Genomic DNA, 15,085 nt, shown 5'->3' with positions numbered 1-15,085 from the left:
GCCGGTGGCGGACCTCAGGAGGGGTCCACCACCGTGCAATCCTGATCGCGGGCGGCAAGGCGCAGGCAGGCAAGCTGCGCCTCTTCATGGGTCAGCGAATTGACCTCGGCCACGTGGCGCCCGCCGCGCGCCGTGACCCGGCGCACGCCGTTGCGCAGCGTCCCGGCCTCGGACAGCGCCACCCGCAGCAGCACGCGCTCGGCGTCGAAGGGAGTGTTGAAGCGGCCCAGTTCCACCCGCCACAGCCGCCCGCCCGAAGTCGAGACATGGGTGACGATCTCGGGCGTGGGGGTGCTGGCCACCACATCGGCATCGGACGAGCTGGTCAGCACGATGGTCGGCGCCAGCACCGGCTCTTCGGGGTCCTCGTGGCTCAGCGCCTGAAGGAGTTCCTCGTCGCGCCACAGGATGCGGCCGTCGTCATCGACGGAAAGCTCCGAGGCCACGGGTTCGAGCGAGGGCATCAGCGGCGCCTCGGCCGGGGTTTCGAGCGCGGCAAGCTGGGTTTCGGGTTGGGTTTCGGGCGCCTCGGCCCCCTCTGCCAGCGGGATCGGCGGCAGGCCGGGGATGGTCAGCGCCCCGCCGTCGGTCGAGACATCGGCCAGCGCCACGGCGTCCCCGGCCGGAGCCTCGGTGCCATCGGCGGGCAGATCCCCGACCAGGGCGGCGACCAGATCCTCGGGCCGGGCGGGCGGCGTCACCGGCACCTGCACGCCGCTTTCGGCCAGCGCCACGTAATCCTCGGTGCCCAGAGGACCGCTACCCGAGCGCGCCGCGATGGCGATCTCTTCCCCGGCCTCGGCGGGGTCGGCGGCGGCCAGCGTCACCGCCTCGTCCACCGGCCTGCCCCGCGGCAGGGGCGAACGCTCGGGGGCGACGGCGGCGACCAGAACCTGGTCGACCGCTTCGGCCAGCCCCTCGGGCGCATCGCTCTCTTCGGGCTCTTCCGAGGTCACGCCGGGCGCGACACCCGGATCGTCGGTATCCGAGGCCGGATCGGGCTCGCGGATTTCCTCGATCAGCTCGTCGATCCCGGTGCTCAGGGCGGCGATCAGCTCCTCGGCCGGGGCCTCGCCCGGTTGCGGGCGGGCCCGCGGAAAGCGCGAGGTGGTGGGCGCGGTCTGCAGGCGGATCACCCGACCGGCGGCGGGGCCGCTGCCGCGATCATCGGCACCGCGCACGTAATCGGGCCGCGCCGGACGCCGTACCGCCGCGCGCCGCGGCGCGTCGCGGAAGCCGCGGTCCATCAGCTGCGACACCCGCCGCAGCCGGTCCTGCGACGACCGCGCGCCGAAGACGGTGACCAGCAGCCGCACGCCGTCCCGCTCGGCCATGGCGGTGAGGTTGTAGCCCGCGGCATTGGTGAAACCGGTCTTGATCCCGTCGGCCCCGCGATAGCTGCCCAGGAACAGCCGATTCGTGTTGTTCACCGTGGCGATCCCGGCGTTGTCCGACCGGCGCGAGAAGATGCCGTAATAGCTGGGATAGTCGAAATAGAGCTGCCGCCCCAGGATCGACATGTCGCGCGCGGTGGACAGATGCCCGTCCGTGGTCAGCCCGTGCGGGTTGCGAAAGGTGGTGCGCGACATGCCGATGGCGCGGGCCGTGCGGTTCATCCGCTCGGCGAAGGCCGGGACCGAGCCTTCGAGAGCCTCGGCAATCGCCACCGCCGCGTCATTGGCCGAGCGCAGGGCGGCGGCGCGGATCAGATAGCGGAAGGCGATGGTCTGGCCCGCCCGCAGACCCAGCCGCGAGGGCGGTTGCGAGGCGGCATGGCGCGAGATGCGCACCGGCGTGTCCTCGGTGATCTCGCCGTTCTGCAACGCCTCGAAGGCGATGTAGAGCGTCATCATCTTGGTCAACGACGCGGGATGCAGTCGCGACGTGGAATTGTCGGTCTGATACAGGATTTCGCCGGTGCGGGCGTCCATGACCACCGCGGCGAAGGGTTGCGCATGGGCGCGCGGTGCGACGCATAGTACCACCATCACAGCCACCAGGGCCGTCATGCCGATCACGCCAAAGCCGCGGAACCAACGCCCGAATCGCGTTGTCACGTGCCTGTCCTCTGCCTCTGCGCCCCCGTTTATCCGGCGGCGTCAATTTTGCTCAACAACAGGCTACCACCAAAGGCACGACATGAAAACCCCCCGTGTTTTCAACGCCTTTCCCGACGATCTTGAGACGGCATCAAGATTTCGCGGATTCTCCGCGCGGGGCTACTACATTCAGGATTGCTCGATATCGCGGATCAGATCGGGCAGATCCGACAAGGTGGAAATCCGCCGATAGCGGGGGTGGTCCTCGGGCGGGTCGGCCCTTTCCAGCGCCCATTCCAGCCCGTGCGGCACAAAGACCCCCCAGGCCCCGGCCCGGATCGGCGCCACCACGTCCGAAGCCATGGAATTCCCCGCCATCAGCGCGCCCTCGGCCCCGCCATAGCGGGCGAAAACAGTGGCATAGGTCTCGGGATTCTTGTGGCTGACGATCTCGACCCCGGCGAAATGATCGCCCAGCCCCGATTGCGCGAGCTTCCGTTCCTGATCCAGCAGGTCGCCCTTGGTGATCAGCACCAGCCGATGCACCCCGGCCAGTGATTCGACCGTCTCGGCCACCCCCGGCAGCAGTTCGATCGGATGGGCCAGCATGTCCTGCCCGGCGGCGATGATCTGGCCGATGACATGGCCGGGCACCCGGCCCTCGGTCACCTCGACCGCCGTCTCGATCATCGACAGCATGAAGCCTTTGATGCCGAATCCATAACGGCCGATGTTGCGCCGCTCGGAGGCCAGAAGACGGTCCGCCAGATCCTCGGGCGCGGCGTGATCGGCCAGAAGCTCGGCAAACCGGGCCTGTGTCAGGTGGAAGAAACGCTCGTTGTGCCAGAGCGTATCATCGGCATCGAGGGCAATCGTGGTCAGGCGCGTCATGGCTTTTGTCCGCTAGGGTTTTCTTGGCCGCTGTGGGCGCTATATACTGCCCTGCAACCGAATCTGTCACCCCAGGCCCCAACCGCATGGCTCAGACCGTTACGATGACCGAGCGCAAGCATGGCCCCGGTGAGGGCGATCCGGGCGTCGCGGTCAAGACCCGCACCCGCACCCAGCGCCCGCCGATGTACAAGGTGATGCTGCTGAACGACGATTACACGCCGATGGAATTCGTCGTGCATGTGCTTGAACGCTTCTTCGGCATGAGCCACGCCCAGGCGTTCGAGATCATGCTGACGGTCCACAAGAAGGGTCTGGCCGTGGTCGGGGTCTTCTCGTACGAGATCGCCGAGACCAAGGTCGCGCAGGTGATGGACTTCGCCCGCCGCCACCAGCATCCGCTGCAATGCACCCTGGAAAAGGAGTGAGGCGCGTCTGCGCCCGCCGATGACCATGTCCTTTCATGAACCGGCGCCCCGTGCGCTGCGGCTGGAGCTTGCCGTCGAGGCAGGCCTGGCCCTGCCCGATGCGGGCACCATTGCCGTCCTCCACCCCCGCGCGGGCGAGGATTTCGGCCCCCTGCCCTCCTCGCAGCTGCAGATCGTGACGCCCTTCGCGCCCGACCACGGCTTTTTCACCGCCCGGGGCCTGGCTTGCGCGCAGGCGGCCGAGGGGCCCTATGCCGCGGCGCTGGTCTGTCTGCCCCGTTCGCGGGTCGAGGCCCGCGACCTGATCGCCCAGGCCGCGGCGCTGACCTCGGGCCCGGTCATCATCGACGGGCAGAAGAACGACGGCGTTGACGCCATGCTGCGCGAATTGCGCGACCGGGTGGAGCTGAGCGCGGCCATCGCCAAGGGCCACGGCAAGATCGCCTGGTTCCCCTCGCCGGGTGCGGCGCTGGCCGATTGGCGCGCGGCCCCGGGCGAGGCGCAGGACGGCGAGCGGATCTATCGCACGCTGCCCGGCCTCTTTTCCGCCGACGGGATCGACCCGGCCTCGGCGCTGCTGGCGGCCTCGCTGCCCGCCGGGTTGAAGGGCGTGGTGGCGGACCTTGGCGCGGGCTGGGGGTATCTCTCGGCGCAGATACTTGCCCGCGCGCCCGGCATCGCCACGCTGCACCTGATCGAGGCCGACGCCCGCGCCTTGGCCTGCGCGCGCCAGAACGTGACCGATCCCCGGGCGCAGTTCCATTGGGCCGATGCCACCAACCCGTTGAAATTGCCGCTTGACGCCGTGGTGATGAACCCGCCCTTCCATCAGGGCCGCGAGGCGCGGCCGCAGCTGGGCGCGGCCTTCATCCGCAGCGCGGCGGCGATGCTGAAACCCTCGGGCCAGCTGTTTCTGGTGGCCAACCGCCACCTGCCCTACGAGCAGACCCTGGCCGAGGCCTTCCGCAAGCACAGCGAGCTTCCCGGCAGCCCGGGCTTCAAGATCTTCCATGCCGAAGGCCCCCAGCGGGCGCCCGCCGCGGCCCCGGCCGCGCGCGCCCGTGCGACCCACAGCAGAGGACGGCGCTGATGAGCTTTTCCATCGAGGGCAAGACCGCGATCATCACCGGCGCCGCCACCGGCATCGGCCATGCCATCGCCCGGCATTTCGTCGATGAAGGCGCCAATGTCGTCTTTTCGGACATGAACGAGAAGCGGCTGAAATCGGGGTGCGACGATCTGGCGGACCTGCCGAACTGCCGCCTTTTTGCCGGTGACCTGCGCGAGAAGCTGAACGTGGCGAACCTGCTGTCGACCGCGCTCGACGCTTTCGACCGGGTGGATATCCTGATCAACGCCACGCGCAGCTTCGCCGTGACCGACCCGCTGGACCCGACCGACACTTCGGTCGAGACGCTGCTGGACCATAACCTCAATGTCGCGCTCCGCACTTCGCAGGCGGTGGCGCGGCGGATGATCCTGCAGGCGGAACAAGAGGATACCAAGCCGCAGGTGGCGGGCGCGATCATCAATATCTCGTCCATCGCCGCGCATCGGACGCAGCCGGAATTGCTGGGCTTCTCGATCTCGAACGCGGCGCTGGAACAGATGACCCGCTCGCTGGCCGTGTCGCTGGCGCCGCAGGCGATCCGGGTCAATGCCATCGCCGTGGGGTCGCTCATGTCGGGCACCCTGCGCGACACGATTGCCGAGCATCCCGAATACCGCGAGGCGATCATCGCCGGAACGCCCTTGCACCGGATCGGCACGGCCTCGGAAGTGGCGGAGCTGGCGCAGTTCCTGGCCTCGTCGGCCTCGGCCTTCATGACCGGGCAGATCGTCACGCTGGATGGCGGGCGCTCGGTGCTGGACACCGTGCAGCGGCCCGCCCATTAACGGTTGAAGCGCAGCGGGCTGACCGCCTCGTCCAGCGGCCCGCCCGCCAGCGCAGCCGAGACCCGCTCGGCCGTCCAGGGCGCCAGCGTCAGGCCCAGATGGCCATGGCCGAAGGCGCAGACCAGCCCCTTGCGGGCCAGCCCCACCACCGGCAGGCTGTCAGGGACCGAGGGGCGCAGCCCCATCCAGCGGCGGGACGGCGGCGGCAGGTCGGGAAAGACGCTGCGCACCCCCTCTTCCAGCCAGTCCCAGCGATGGGGCGAGGGCGCCGCGCCGATCCCGCCCAGCTCGACCGTGCCAGCCGCGCGCAGCCGCCCTGCCATCGGCGTGAAATAGAAGCCGCGCCGCACCGGACAGAGCGGGCGCGCGACCTTCTCCACCCGGTCGAATTCCAGATGATAGCCGCGCTCGGCGGTCAGCGGCACCCGCACGCCCAACGGTTTGAGCAGCCGCGCCGACCAGGCCCCGGCGGCCAGCACCACGGCCTCGACCTCCTGCGCGCCCTCTTCATGCGTGACCTGCCAGCCCGCGCCGCGCCGGGTCAGCGCCGTCACCCGCGCCTCGATCCGCGCCACGCGCAGCGCGGCCTCGATCCGGGTGAGCATGGCGGCCGGATCGCTGAGCCACAGCGTGCCCGGAAACAGCATCCCGCCCCCGAACCGTCCCGGCGGCAGGCGCGGTTCCAGCGCCAGAAGTTGCGAGGCATCGAGCCGCTCGACCGTGACGCCATGGGCGCGACGGCGGTCCATCCCGGCCTCGGCCGCGTTCAGACCCTCGACGGTGTCATAGGCATAGAGCGCGCCCGCCTCCCTCAGCAGCCCCCCTGCCCCCAGCGAGAAGGCCAGCCCCCGCCAGCGGCTGTCGGCATCGCCCAGGATACGGGCCAGCACGCGGCGGTTGGCCTCGGCCCCCCGGGGGCCCGCCTGCCGGGCGAACCGCCAGAGCCAGGGCGCCAGCCGCAGGGCCGAGGGGCGGTGGATCGCCAGGGGGCTGTCGCGGTTGAGCAAAAGCCGCGGCAGGTCGCGCAGCACCTCGGGCGTGCCGACCGGATCGACCGCATAGCCCGCGATGGTCCCCGCATTGCCGGTCGAGGCCTTGTGCGGCTCCTCGGCCGGGGCGATCAGGGTGACGCGATGCCCCTCGCCCGCCAGCCGATGGGCGACGGTCAGGCCGATGATGCCCGCGCCGACGACCGCGATCTCCATCAATAGCCCTCGGCCCGGTCCACGAGATGCAGAAGCGGCTCGCCCGCGCTCAGCCGCCGCAGGTTCTCGACCACCACGCGGGCGGCGGTCACCGCGCGGGTTTCGGCGGCGATATGGGGCGTCACGGTGACCTTGGGATGCGCCCAATAGGGATGGTCCGGCGGCAGGGGCTCCACCCGGAAGACATCGAGCGTCGCGGCGCCGACCTGGCCCGAGGCCAGCGCGGCGAGCAGCGCCTCGTCGTCGATCAGCGGACCCCGGCCGGGGTTGATGATCGCGGCGCCCTTCGGCAGCCAGCCCAGCGTCTCGGCGTTCAGCGTGTTCTCGGTCCCCGGCGTCGCGGGCAGCAGCGTAACCACGATCTGCGCCCGGCTCAGCACCGCCTTCAGCCCGTCCCGGCCGTGGTGGCAGGCGATGCCCGGCAGATCCTTCGGCGTCCTGCTCCAGCCCAGCACCGGAAAGCCCAGCCCCGCCAGCGCCCCGGCGCAGGCCGCACCCAGCGCGCCGAGGCCCAGTACCGCCACCGGCCGTTCACGCGCCAGCGGCGGCACCACCGGCTCCCAGCGGTCCTGCGTCGCCAGCACCCGGTCGATTCCCAGATGATAGCGCAGCGCATGGCCGGTCACGTATTCGACCATCCCCTCGGTCAGGCCGGGATCGACCATGCGACACAGCGGCTGGGTCAGCGTGCGGTTGCCGACAATCTTCTCGACCCCGGCCCAGAGGCTGAGCACCGCGCGGCAGGCGGTGTAGGGGGTGAAATCGTCGGGCGTCTCGCCGCCCGGGGCGTAGATCATCGCATCGACCGTCTCGGGCGCGGCGTCGCGCACCAGATCGACATCAAGACCCGCCTCGGCGAGCGCGGCGCGCAGCGGCGCCTCGTAAGCGGGCCAGCGGCTTTCACCGGCGGCAAACAGAACCTTCATGCCTTCTCCCTCGGGCGGTGGATGCAGGCGGATTGCACGAGGCCGAAGCCGATCAGGATCATCAGCATGGCCGATCCGCCGTAGCTGACCAGCGGCAGAGGCACGCCGACCACCGGCGCCAGCCCCATGACCATGGCCATGTTGATCGCGAAATAGAGGAAGAAGTTGCCGGCAATGCCGAGGATCAACAGCGAGGCATAGCGGTTCTTCGACTGCATCGCCGCGATCACGCAGGTGACGATGATGCCGACATAGAGCGTCAGCAGGAAGATGCCGCCGATGAAGCCGAATTCCTCGGCCAGGGTGTTGAAGATGAAATCGGTGTGCTTTTCCGGCAGGAAGTTCAGCCGCGACTGGGTGCCCTGCATGAAGCCCCGCCCCGACCAGCCGCCCGAGCCCAGCGCGATCATCGCCTGGTTGATGTGGTAGGACGATCCCAGCGGGTCCAGCGAAGGGTCGAGGAAGGCGTCGATGCGGCGGAACTGGTAGTCGCGCAGCAATTGCCACGAGGTTCCCCGCGAGGCGAAGACCAGCGTGACCAGCCCGGCGCCCGCGCCGATCACGCCGCCGAAATACCACAGGCTGACGCCGGCGAAGAACATCACCATGCCCCCCGCGCCGATAATCATCAGCGCGGTGCCGAGGTCGGGCTGGATCAGCACCAGAAACGACGGCACCAGGATCAGCGCCACCGCCACCAGCACCCAGAAGGGATGCGAGACGCGCTTGATGTCGAGCCAGTCGTAATAGGCGGCCATCATCATGACGATGGCGATCTTCATCATTTCCGAGGGTTGCAGCCGGATCGGCCCCAGTTCCAGCCAGCGCTGCGCGCCCATGCCGACCGAGCCGAAGAACTCGACCCCCAGGAGCAAGACGAACGAGACCCCGTAGGCCATGACCGACAGCGAGCGCCAGAACCACAGCGGCACGAAGCCGATGGCGAACATCACCGCCAGCGCCAAAGCGAAGCGCTGCATCTGCGGCTCGGTCCAGCGCTCGAAATTCCCGCCCGAGACGGAATAGAGCTGCAGAAAGCCGATCGAGGCCACCGCTGCCAGCAGCAGGACCAGCGCCCAGTTGACATGCAGCACCTTGCGAAAGCCCGAGGGCGAGCGTTTGACGTTGTATTCGAGGTAGCTCATGCGCGGCTCCGCCCGGTCGGCGGCGCGACGGCGGGGCCGATCTGCTCGCTGATGGTGCGCATCATGGTCTCGATCCGGTTGCGCTGCGGCTGGGGATAGGCCTCGATCGGCGGCAGGCCGCCCGATTGCGCGGCCAGGATGATGTCGCGGGCGATGGGTGCCGCGACCGACGAGCCGCCGCCGCCGTGTTCCACCACGACCGAGACGGCATAGCGCGGGTCGGTATCGGGGGCGTAGCAGACGAAAAGCGCGTGGTCGCGCCGGTTCCACGGCAGCTGATCCTGGCGCCGGACGCCCGCCGCCCGCTCGGCCGCGGTGATCGAGAAGACCTGGCTGCTGCCCGTCTTGCCGGCCATCCTGAGATTGGCGTCGACGATGCGCGAGCCATAGGCCGTGCCGCGCTGCGCGTTCGAGACTTCCCACATGCCGCGCTGCACCTGCGCCAGCGCGGCGGCGCTCAGGCCCAGCGGCGGCTGGTCGGGGATCGGCTGCTCGATATCGTCGATGGCGTGGATCAGCCGCGGCAGGATCGCCCGGTTGGTGGCCAGCCGCGCCGTCATCACCGCCAGTTGCAGGGGCGTGGCCAGCACATAGCCCTGCCCGATCGAGGCGTTGATCGTGTCGCCCACCACCCATTCGGCGCCGCGCCGCTCGCGCTTCCACTCGCGCGAGGGGTTGAGCCCCGAGGAGATCCCCGACAGCGGCAGGTCGTAGCGGATGCCGAGGCCCAGCCGCTCGGCCATGGCGTTGATCCGGTCGATGCCGACGCGCTGCGCCATGTCGTAGAAGAAGACGTCGCAGCTTTCGGACAGCGCCGAGGTCAGGTTGACCCGCCCGTGCCCGCCCCGGTTCCAGCAATGGAACCGGCGGCCCGCAGCCTCGATATAGCCCGGGCAATAGACCCGCTCGTCGGGCGTCGCCAGCCCCGCCTCGAAAGCGGCCAGCGCCGTGACCATCTTGAAGGTCGAGCCCGGCGGATAGGCGCCCTGCACGGTCTTGTTGGACATCGGCCGGTGGTCGTTGTCCCGAAGCGCGCCGTAATCCGCGACCGAGATCCCGCGCACGAAGAGGTTCGGATCAAAGGACGGGGCCGAGGCCAGCGCCAGCACATTGCCGGTCTGCACCTCCAGCACCACGGCGGCCGCGCTGTCCTCGCCCAGCCGGGCCAGGGTGAAGGCCTGAAGCTGGCGGTCCAGCGTCAGTTGCAGGGTCGAGCCGGGGTCGCCCTCCTGCCGGTCCAGCTCGCGCATTTCGCGGCCGACGGCGTTGACCTCGACCCGGCGGTGCCCGGCGGTGCCGCGCAGGGTCTCCTCGTATTCCCGCTCCACCCCGATCTTGCCGATCTGGAAACGCGGGATCATCAGCAGCGGTTCGGGCGTCTCGCGCGCCGCCAGATCGGCCTCGGACACCGGGCCGACATAGCCCACGGAATGCGCGAATTCGGCGCCGAAGGGGTAGTGCCGGTTGAAACCGACCTCGGGCGTGATGCCGGGCATGGCAGGCGCATTGGCGGCGACGCGCGCCACCTCCTCCCAGTTCAGCTGGTCGACGATGGTGACCGGCACGAAGGGGCGGTGGCGCATGATCTCACGCTCGGCCCGGTCGATTTCGTCGGGCGAGAGCGGGATCAGCTGCGCCAGACGCTCCAGCGCCGCCCGCGGCTCACCGGCATCCTCGCGCACCAGAACGATGCGGTAATTCTGCACATTGCCCGCCAGAAGCGTGCCGTTGCGGTCGACGATCAGCCCGCGCGACGGCGGCAGCAGGCGGATGTTGATCCGGTTTTCATCGGCCAGCAGGCGGAATTCCTCGGCCTGGCCCAGCTGGAGGTTGCGCATGCGCAGCACCAGCGCCCCGGCAAAGACCATCTGCGCGCCGCCCATGAGCATCGCCCGGCGCGAGATGACGCGCGCGCTGTCCTCGTTGTCCTTGGGCGGTCTCTTCATAGCCTGCGGCCCAGTTCGTCCACTTCGCCGGTGGCGGGTTTCTTCACGCGCAGCACGACCTGCAAGACCCAGACGACCAGCGGATAGACAAGGATTGTGACGACAAGTGTCTTCAGGCTCAAGTCGAGCGGCTCGCGCGGGGACATCACGATCATGAGCACAAGCCGGTACGCGACGGTCATCGCGACCAGAACCGCCGCCACCATGGCCCATTCCAGCAGCAGGTTCATCTCGCGCACCACCTGGTTGCGGCGGCGCAGGAACTCGGTCCCGGCCAGCACCGCCAGCGCCCAGAGGCCGGGCGGACGCATCATGAACAGATCCTCGGCCAGAAAGACCAGCACGATGGCCAGCGCCGGCAGATGCGCGGGGCGCCTGAGCACCCAGGCCATGGTCAAGAGAAGCAGCAGGTCCGGCAACGGCCAGCCTGCTTCCAGCACGCCAAGTGGCAGGATCCGGCTCAGGATCGAGACGCTGGCGATCAGCAGATAGAGGCCGAGATAGGCCAGCGTATCGAAGCGCAGCGTCTCATTCATCGGGCGGCCCGTCGCTGGTGCCCGCCCCGGGCAAGGGCACCGCGGGCACGGCCTCGACACTGCCCGCGGCCGGGTCGGGCACCGTCTCGGGCAAGGGCGGCTGCGCGGGCGCGCCGGTCGCGGGATCCAGCAGCGTCCCGTCGCCCGCCACCGGGCGCAGCAGCGTGCCCGATTGCTCGATCCGCTCGGCCGGACGCGAGCGCAGGACGCGCAGGAAGTCGAGCCGCCCGTAATCGGCCGCCAGCTGCACCCTGAGGCGCCCGTCGGTGGCCATCACCACCTCGCCCACCAGCAGGCCGGGCGGAAAGACCCCGCCGTCCGAGGCGCTGATGACCCGGTCGCCGGGCCTGAGCGCCTCGGGCGATTCGACGAAATCGAGGACCGGCAGCGGGGTGTTGTCCCCCGACAAGAGCGCCCGCTGGCCGGTGGGCTGCACCATCACCGGGACGCGGCTGTTCGAATCGGTCAACAGGATGACGCGCGACGAGCGGTCCCCCACCCCGGCGATGCGCCCGGCCAGGCCCAGCCCGTCCATCACCGCCCAGCCGTCGACGATCCCGTCGCGCGCGCCCACATTCAGCAGCACCGATTGCCGGTAGGGGCTGCCCGCGTCGGCCATCACCACACCGGTGACATGCGTGAGCTGCGGATCAAGCCTGACGCGCGCCATGTCCAGCAACTGCGCATTGCGCTGTTCCAGTTGCAGCGCCGCTTCTCGCCAGGCCCGCATCTGCTGCAACTCGCGCCTGAGTTCCTGGTTCTGCTCGTAGATCCGGGCGTAGCTGCGGAAATCCTCGATCATCCGGGCGACGCCGGTGATCGGCGCCATGGCCCAATCCATGTTGGGCACCACGGCATCGACCACGGCGGTCCGGAACCGCTCGATCCGCGGCGAATCGATCCGCCAGAGCAGGAAAAGGCCGAACAACACCAGCACCAGCACGCCGATGACGAGTCGGCGCACGGGGCGGACGTAATCGGCCTCGTTGCTGCGGTCGCTGGGCACGGCGATCCCCTACGCGGGACCCAAAGGGTCAGCTTTCGTAATCGATGGCGTGGCGGAGCTGCTTTTCGTATTCTAGCGCCTTGCCGGTCCCCAGCGCCACGCAATTGAGCGACTGGTCGGCCACGGTGATGATAAGGCCGGTCTGCTCGCGCAGCGCCAGATCCAGATCGCCCAGCAGCGCGCCGCCGCCGGTCAGCATCACGCCGCGATCGACAATGTCGGCGGCCAGATCGGGCGGGGTGGTTTCCAGCGCGATCATCACCGCCTCGCAGATGGTCTGCACGGTCTCGCTCAGCGCCTCGGCCACCTGCCCCTGCGTAATCTCGATTTCCTTCGGCACGCCGTTCAGCAGGTCGCGGCCGCGGATCTGCATCACCTTGCCGCGCCCGTCGTCGGGCATCCGGGCGGTGCCGATGGTGCATTTGATGCGCTCGGCGGTGGATTCGCCGATCAGCAGGTTCTGGTGGCGCCGCAGGTAGGAGATGATCGCCTCGTCCATCCGGTCGCCGCCGACGCGGACCGAGCGGGCATAGACGATGTCACCGAGCGAGAGCACGGCGACCTCGGTGGTCCCGCCGCCGATATCGACGACCATGGAGCCGGTGGGATCGGTGATCGGCATCCCGGCGCCGATGGCGGCGGCGATGGGCTCGGCGATGAGCCCGGCGCGGCGGGCGCCGGCCGAGAGGACCGACTGGCGGATGGCGCGCTTTTCAACCGGCGTCGCGCCATAGGGCACGCAGACGATGATCTTCGGCTTCGAGAAGGTCGAGCGCTTGTGCACCTTGCGGATGAAATGCTTGATCATTTCTTCCGCGACGTCGAAATCGGCAATCACGCCGTCGCGCATCGGGCGGATCGCCTCGATGGAGCCGGGGGTCCGGCCGAGCATGAGCTTGGCGTCCTCGCCCACCGCGAGGACCTGCTTTCGCCCGTCCTTGACGTGATAGGCCACGACCGACGGCTCATTCAGAATGATCCCCCGACCCTTGACATAGACCAGCGTGTTCGCGGTCCCCAGGTCGATGGCCATATCCGACGAAAAGAGGCCAGTCAGTCCCAACATGCGGCGATCTTCCTGAAGATGTGGAGGGCCCGAGCGCAGCGCCAGCGGGCCGAAGCGGGGCCCTTATAGGCCCCCTATGGCAGCCGCGTAAAGGCCCCCGCCCCGCCGCGACCGCCTTTGCACGGCACTTATCCGCTCACGAAACAGTATGGGCGGGGGATTGGCGCCCCCCGCCCGTCATTCTGCCGGAAATACGCCGCGCCGGTGCCGGTAGGATGGGCAATATTGCCCATCCTACGGGGCAGGCCCCCACGCCTACCCGGCGGCCGAGGTCTGCAGCGCCGAATTGTTGGCCCGCCCCTGCCCGGCATGCATCCGGTTCAGCGCGTTGACATAGGCCTTGACCGAGGCGACGACGGTATCCGTATCCGCCGATTGCCCGGTATAGACCCGCCCGTCGCGGCTGAGCCGCACGCTGACCGTGGCCTGGGCATCGGTGCCCTCGGTCACGGCCGAGACCTGATAGAGGTCGAGCTTGGCACTGTGCGGATAGAGCATCTTCACCGCGTTGAAACAGGCATCGACCGGCCCGTCGCCCGTGGCATCGACGAATTTCTCCTCGCCGCCCACGGCCAGCGTCAGCTCGGCCTCCTGCGGGCCTTCGGTGCCGCAGACCACGCGCAGCTTGCGGACCTGGAGATGATCGTCCCCGCCCGAGGCCGAGGTATCGGCGACCAGCGCGATCAGGTCGTCGTCATAGACCTCTTTCTTGCGGTCGGCCAAGGCCTTGAACCGCACGAAGACGTCTTTCAGCTGGTTGTCGCCCAGATCATAGCCCAGCTCGGCCATCTTGGCGCGCAGCGCCGCGCGGCCCGAATGCTTGCCCATGGCGATGTTCTTCGAGGTCAGGCCGATATCCTCGGGGCGCATGATCTCGAAAGTCTGGACGTTCTTCAGCACGCCATCCTGATGGATGCCCGATTCGTGCAAGAAGGCGTTCTTGCCGACCACCGCCTTGTTGTACTGGACGGCAAAGCCCGAGACCTGGCTCACCCGGCGCGACAGATGCATGATCTTCGTCGTGTCGATCCCGGTCTGATAGGGCATGATGTCGTTGCGCACCCGCATCGCCATCACCACCTCTTCCAGCGCCGTGTTGCCGGCGCGCTCGCCCAGACCGTTGATCGTGCATTCGATCTGCCGCGCGCCCGCCTCGACCGCGGCGAGGCTGTTGGCCGTCGCCATGCCCAGATCGTTGTGGCAATGCGTGGCGAAGACGATGCGGTCGGCGCCCGGCACCCGCTCCAGCAACATGCGGATCAGGTCGGCGCTTTCGCGCGGCGCGGTGTAGCCGACGGTATCGGGGATGTTGATCGTCGTGGCACCCGCCTTGATCGCGGTTTCCACCACCCGGCAGAGATACTCATGCTCGGTCCGCGTCGCATCCATCGGCGACCATTGCACATTGTCGCAGAGGTTGCGAGCATGGGCCACGGTGGCGGCGATCTTCTCGATCATCCCCTCCTGATCCAGCGCGGTGATGTCGCGGTGCAGGGGCGAGGTGCCGATGAAGGTGTGGATGCGCGGCTTCGCGGCATGCTTCACCGCTTCCCAGCAGCGGTCTATGTCTGCGAAATTGGCCCGCGCCAGACCGCAGATGACCGAGTTCCGGGAATTGCGGGCGATGTCCGAAACGGCGGCGAAATCGCCCTCCGAGGCGATGGGGAACCCCGCCTCGATGATGTCCACCCCCATCTCGTCCAGGAGGCCGGCGATCTCCAGCTTCTCGTCATGGCTCATGGTGGCGCCGGGCGATTGCTCGCCATCGCGCAGGGTGGTGTCGAAGATCAAGACATGATCTTGGGCTTTGGCTGCGTCCGTCATGGGAAAATCTTTCCTGTCCTTGGTGTCCTTTAGCGTCGTATCCGGGCGCTGGCTACCTCTGAGCGGTCGCGCCCGGGGGCACGCTCAGAGGAGGCTAAGGAGCAGGAGACCGCGCGCGCGCAAGGGCCGGGCCGGGGAGGCCAGCAGGCTCAGGACATCAAGGGGGCGCGTGCGGTT

13 protein-coding genes are annotated in these 15,085 nt (G+C 68.8%); 3 read left to right on the top strand and 10 right to left on the bottom strand.

The features are described from left to right. Nucleotides 1-14: 14 nt before the first annotated feature. Nucleotides 15-2,057, bottom strand: a complete 2,043-nt coding sequence (locus DDE23_RS25845) for a D-alanyl-D-alanine carboxypeptidase family protein (protein ID WP_420330154.1) — start codon at nt 2,055-2,057, stop codon at nt 15-17. Between the two features lie 171 nt (nt 2,058-2,228). After that, the gene (locus DDE23_RS02915) at nt 2,229-2,930 is read right to left on the bottom strand and encodes an HAD family hydrolase (RefSeq protein WP_107749874.1); all 702 of its coding nucleotides are present in this window, start codon (nt 2,928-2,930) and stop codon (nt 2,229-2,231) included. A 104-nt stretch (nt 2,931-3,034) separates the two neighbouring features. Between DDE23_RS02915 and clpS the strand changes: the two genes are divergently transcribed. Genes clpS through DDE23_RS02900 form a run of 3 tightly spaced genes read left to right on the top strand, consistent with a single transcriptional unit; the run spans nt 3,035 to nt 5,254 of the window. After that, nucleotides 3,035-3,358 (top strand): ATP-dependent Clp protease adapter ClpS, encoded by a 324-nt coding sequence (gene clpS / locus DDE23_RS02910; RefSeq protein WP_107749873.1) that lies wholly within the window; start codon nt 3,035-3,037, stop codon nt 3,356-3,358. Between the two features lie 19 nt (nt 3,359-3,377). Continuing rightward, entirely contained in the window at nt 3,378-4,448 is a 1,071-nt protein-coding gene (locus DDE23_RS02905) for a class I SAM-dependent methyltransferase (protein WP_238149881.1), read from the top strand. After that, a complete protein-coding gene (locus tag DDE23_RS02900) occupies nt 4,448-5,254 on the top strand; it encodes an SDR family NAD(P)-dependent oxidoreductase (RefSeq protein WP_107749872.1) in 807 nt (268 codons plus the stop codon). The genes DDE23_RS02905 and DDE23_RS02900 overlap by 1 nt, the downstream gene beginning before the upstream one ends. Here DDE23_RS02900 and DDE23_RS02895 read toward each other — a convergent pair. The 8 genes from DDE23_RS02895 to DDE23_RS02860 all read right to left on the bottom strand — a co-directional run bounded on the left by DDE23_RS02895 (nt 5,251) and on the right by DDE23_RS02860 (nt 14,908). Next, the gene (locus DDE23_RS02895) at nt 5,251-6,459 is read right to left on the bottom strand and encodes an NAD(P)/FAD-dependent oxidoreductase (RefSeq protein WP_107749871.1); all 1,209 of its coding nucleotides are present in this window, start codon (nt 6,457-6,459) and stop codon (nt 5,251-5,253) included. The genes DDE23_RS02900 and DDE23_RS02895 overlap by 4 nt on opposite strands. After that, nucleotides 6,459-7,385, bottom strand: coding sequence for a 2-hydroxyacid dehydrogenase (locus DDE23_RS02890; protein ID WP_107749870.1), 927 nt, complete (start codon nt 7,383-7,385; stop codon nt 6,459-6,461). The genes DDE23_RS02895 and DDE23_RS02890 overlap by 1 nt, the downstream gene beginning before the upstream one ends. Further along, nucleotides 7,382-8,530, bottom strand: a complete 1,149-nt coding sequence (gene rodA / locus DDE23_RS02885; RefSeq protein ID WP_107749869.1) for a rod shape-determining protein RodA — start codon at nt 8,528-8,530, stop codon at nt 7,382-7,384. The genes DDE23_RS02890 and rodA overlap by 4 nt, the downstream gene beginning before the upstream one ends. Beyond that, on the bottom strand, nt 8,527-10,476 hold the full coding sequence (gene mrdA, locus DDE23_RS02880) for a penicillin-binding protein 2 (RefSeq protein WP_107749868.1): 1,950 nt from the start codon (nt 10,474-10,476) through the stop codon (nt 8,527-8,529). The genes rodA and mrdA overlap by 4 nt, the downstream gene beginning before the upstream one ends. Further along, nucleotides 10,473-11,012: a rod shape-determining protein MreD gene (locus DDE23_RS02875; RefSeq protein WP_107749867.1), complete on the bottom strand. Its 540-nt coding sequence runs from the start codon at nt 11,010-11,012 to the stop codon at nt 10,473-10,475. Before DDE23_RS02875 ends, mrdA begins: the two co-directional genes overlap by 4 nt. Continuing rightward, complete coding sequence (mreC, locus tag DDE23_RS02870) at nt 11,005-12,018, bottom strand: rod shape-determining protein MreC (protein ID WP_107749866.1); 1,014 nt, start codon at nt 12,016-12,018, stop codon at nt 11,005-11,007. The genes DDE23_RS02875 and mreC overlap by 8 nt, the downstream gene beginning before the upstream one ends. Before the next feature lie 28 nt (nt 12,019-12,046). After that, nucleotides 12,047-13,084 (bottom strand): rod shape-determining protein, encoded by a 1,038-nt coding sequence (locus DDE23_RS02865; protein WP_107749865.1) that lies wholly within the window; start codon nt 13,082-13,084, stop codon nt 12,047-12,049. 255 nt (nt 13,085-13,339) lie between these two features. Beyond that, nucleotides 13,340-14,908 (bottom strand): 2-isopropylmalate synthase, encoded by a 1,569-nt coding sequence (locus DDE23_RS02860; RefSeq protein ID WP_107749864.1) that lies wholly within the window; start codon nt 14,906-14,908, stop codon nt 13,340-13,342. Between the last annotated feature and the right edge of the window lie 177 nt (nt 14,909-15,085).

This window comes from Pararhodobacter aggregans (genome assembly GCF_003075525.1).
Classification (GTDB): Bacteria; Pseudomonadota; Alphaproteobacteria; order Rhodobacterales; family Rhodobacteraceae; genus Pararhodobacter; species Pararhodobacter aggregans.
This window is presented reverse-complemented; position numbering and strand designations above follow the sequence as displayed.

Excerpts from the sequence above, each read along its gene's own strand:
- DDE23_RS02915 (WP_107749874.1), bottom strand. The coding sequence starts at position 2,930 with ATGACGCGCCTGACCACGATTGCCCTCGATGCCGATGATACGCTCTGG.
- clpS (WP_107749873.1), top strand. The coding sequence starts at position 3,035 with ATGACCGAGCGCAAGCATGGCCCCGGTGAGGGCGATCCGGGCGTCGCG.
- DDE23_RS02905 (WP_238149881.1), top strand. The coding sequence starts at position 3,378 with ATGACCATGTCCTTTCATGAACCGGCGCCCCGTGCGCTGCGGCTGGAG.
- DDE23_RS02900 (WP_107749872.1), top strand. The coding sequence starts at position 4,448 with ATGAGCTTTTCCATCGAGGGCAAGACCGCGATCATCACCGGCGCCGCC.
- DDE23_RS02895 (WP_107749871.1), bottom strand. The coding sequence starts at position 6,459 with ATGGAGATCGCGGTCGTCGGCGCGGGCATCATCGGCCTGACCGTCGCC.
- DDE23_RS02890 (WP_107749870.1), bottom strand. The coding sequence starts at position 7,385 with ATGAAGGTTCTGTTTGCCGCCGGTGAAAGCCGCTGGCCCGCTTACGAG.
- rodA (WP_107749869.1), bottom strand. The coding sequence starts at position 8,530 with ATGAGCTACCTCGAATACAACGTCAAACGCTCGCCCTCGGGCTTTCGC.
- mrdA (WP_107749868.1), bottom strand. The coding sequence starts at position 10,476 with ATGAAGAGACCGCCCAAGGACAACGAGGACAGCGCGCGCGTCATCTCG.
- DDE23_RS02875 (WP_107749867.1), bottom strand. The coding sequence starts at position 11,012 with ATGAATGAGACGCTGCGCTTCGATACGCTGGCCTATCTCGGCCTCTAT.
- DDE23_RS02865 (WP_107749865.1), bottom strand. The coding sequence starts at position 13,084 with ATGTTGGGACTGACTGGCCTCTTTTCGTCGGATATGGCCATCGACCTG.
- DDE23_RS02860 (WP_107749864.1), bottom strand. The coding sequence starts at position 14,908 with ATGACGGACGCAGCCAAAGCCCAAGATCATGTCTTGATCTTCGACACC.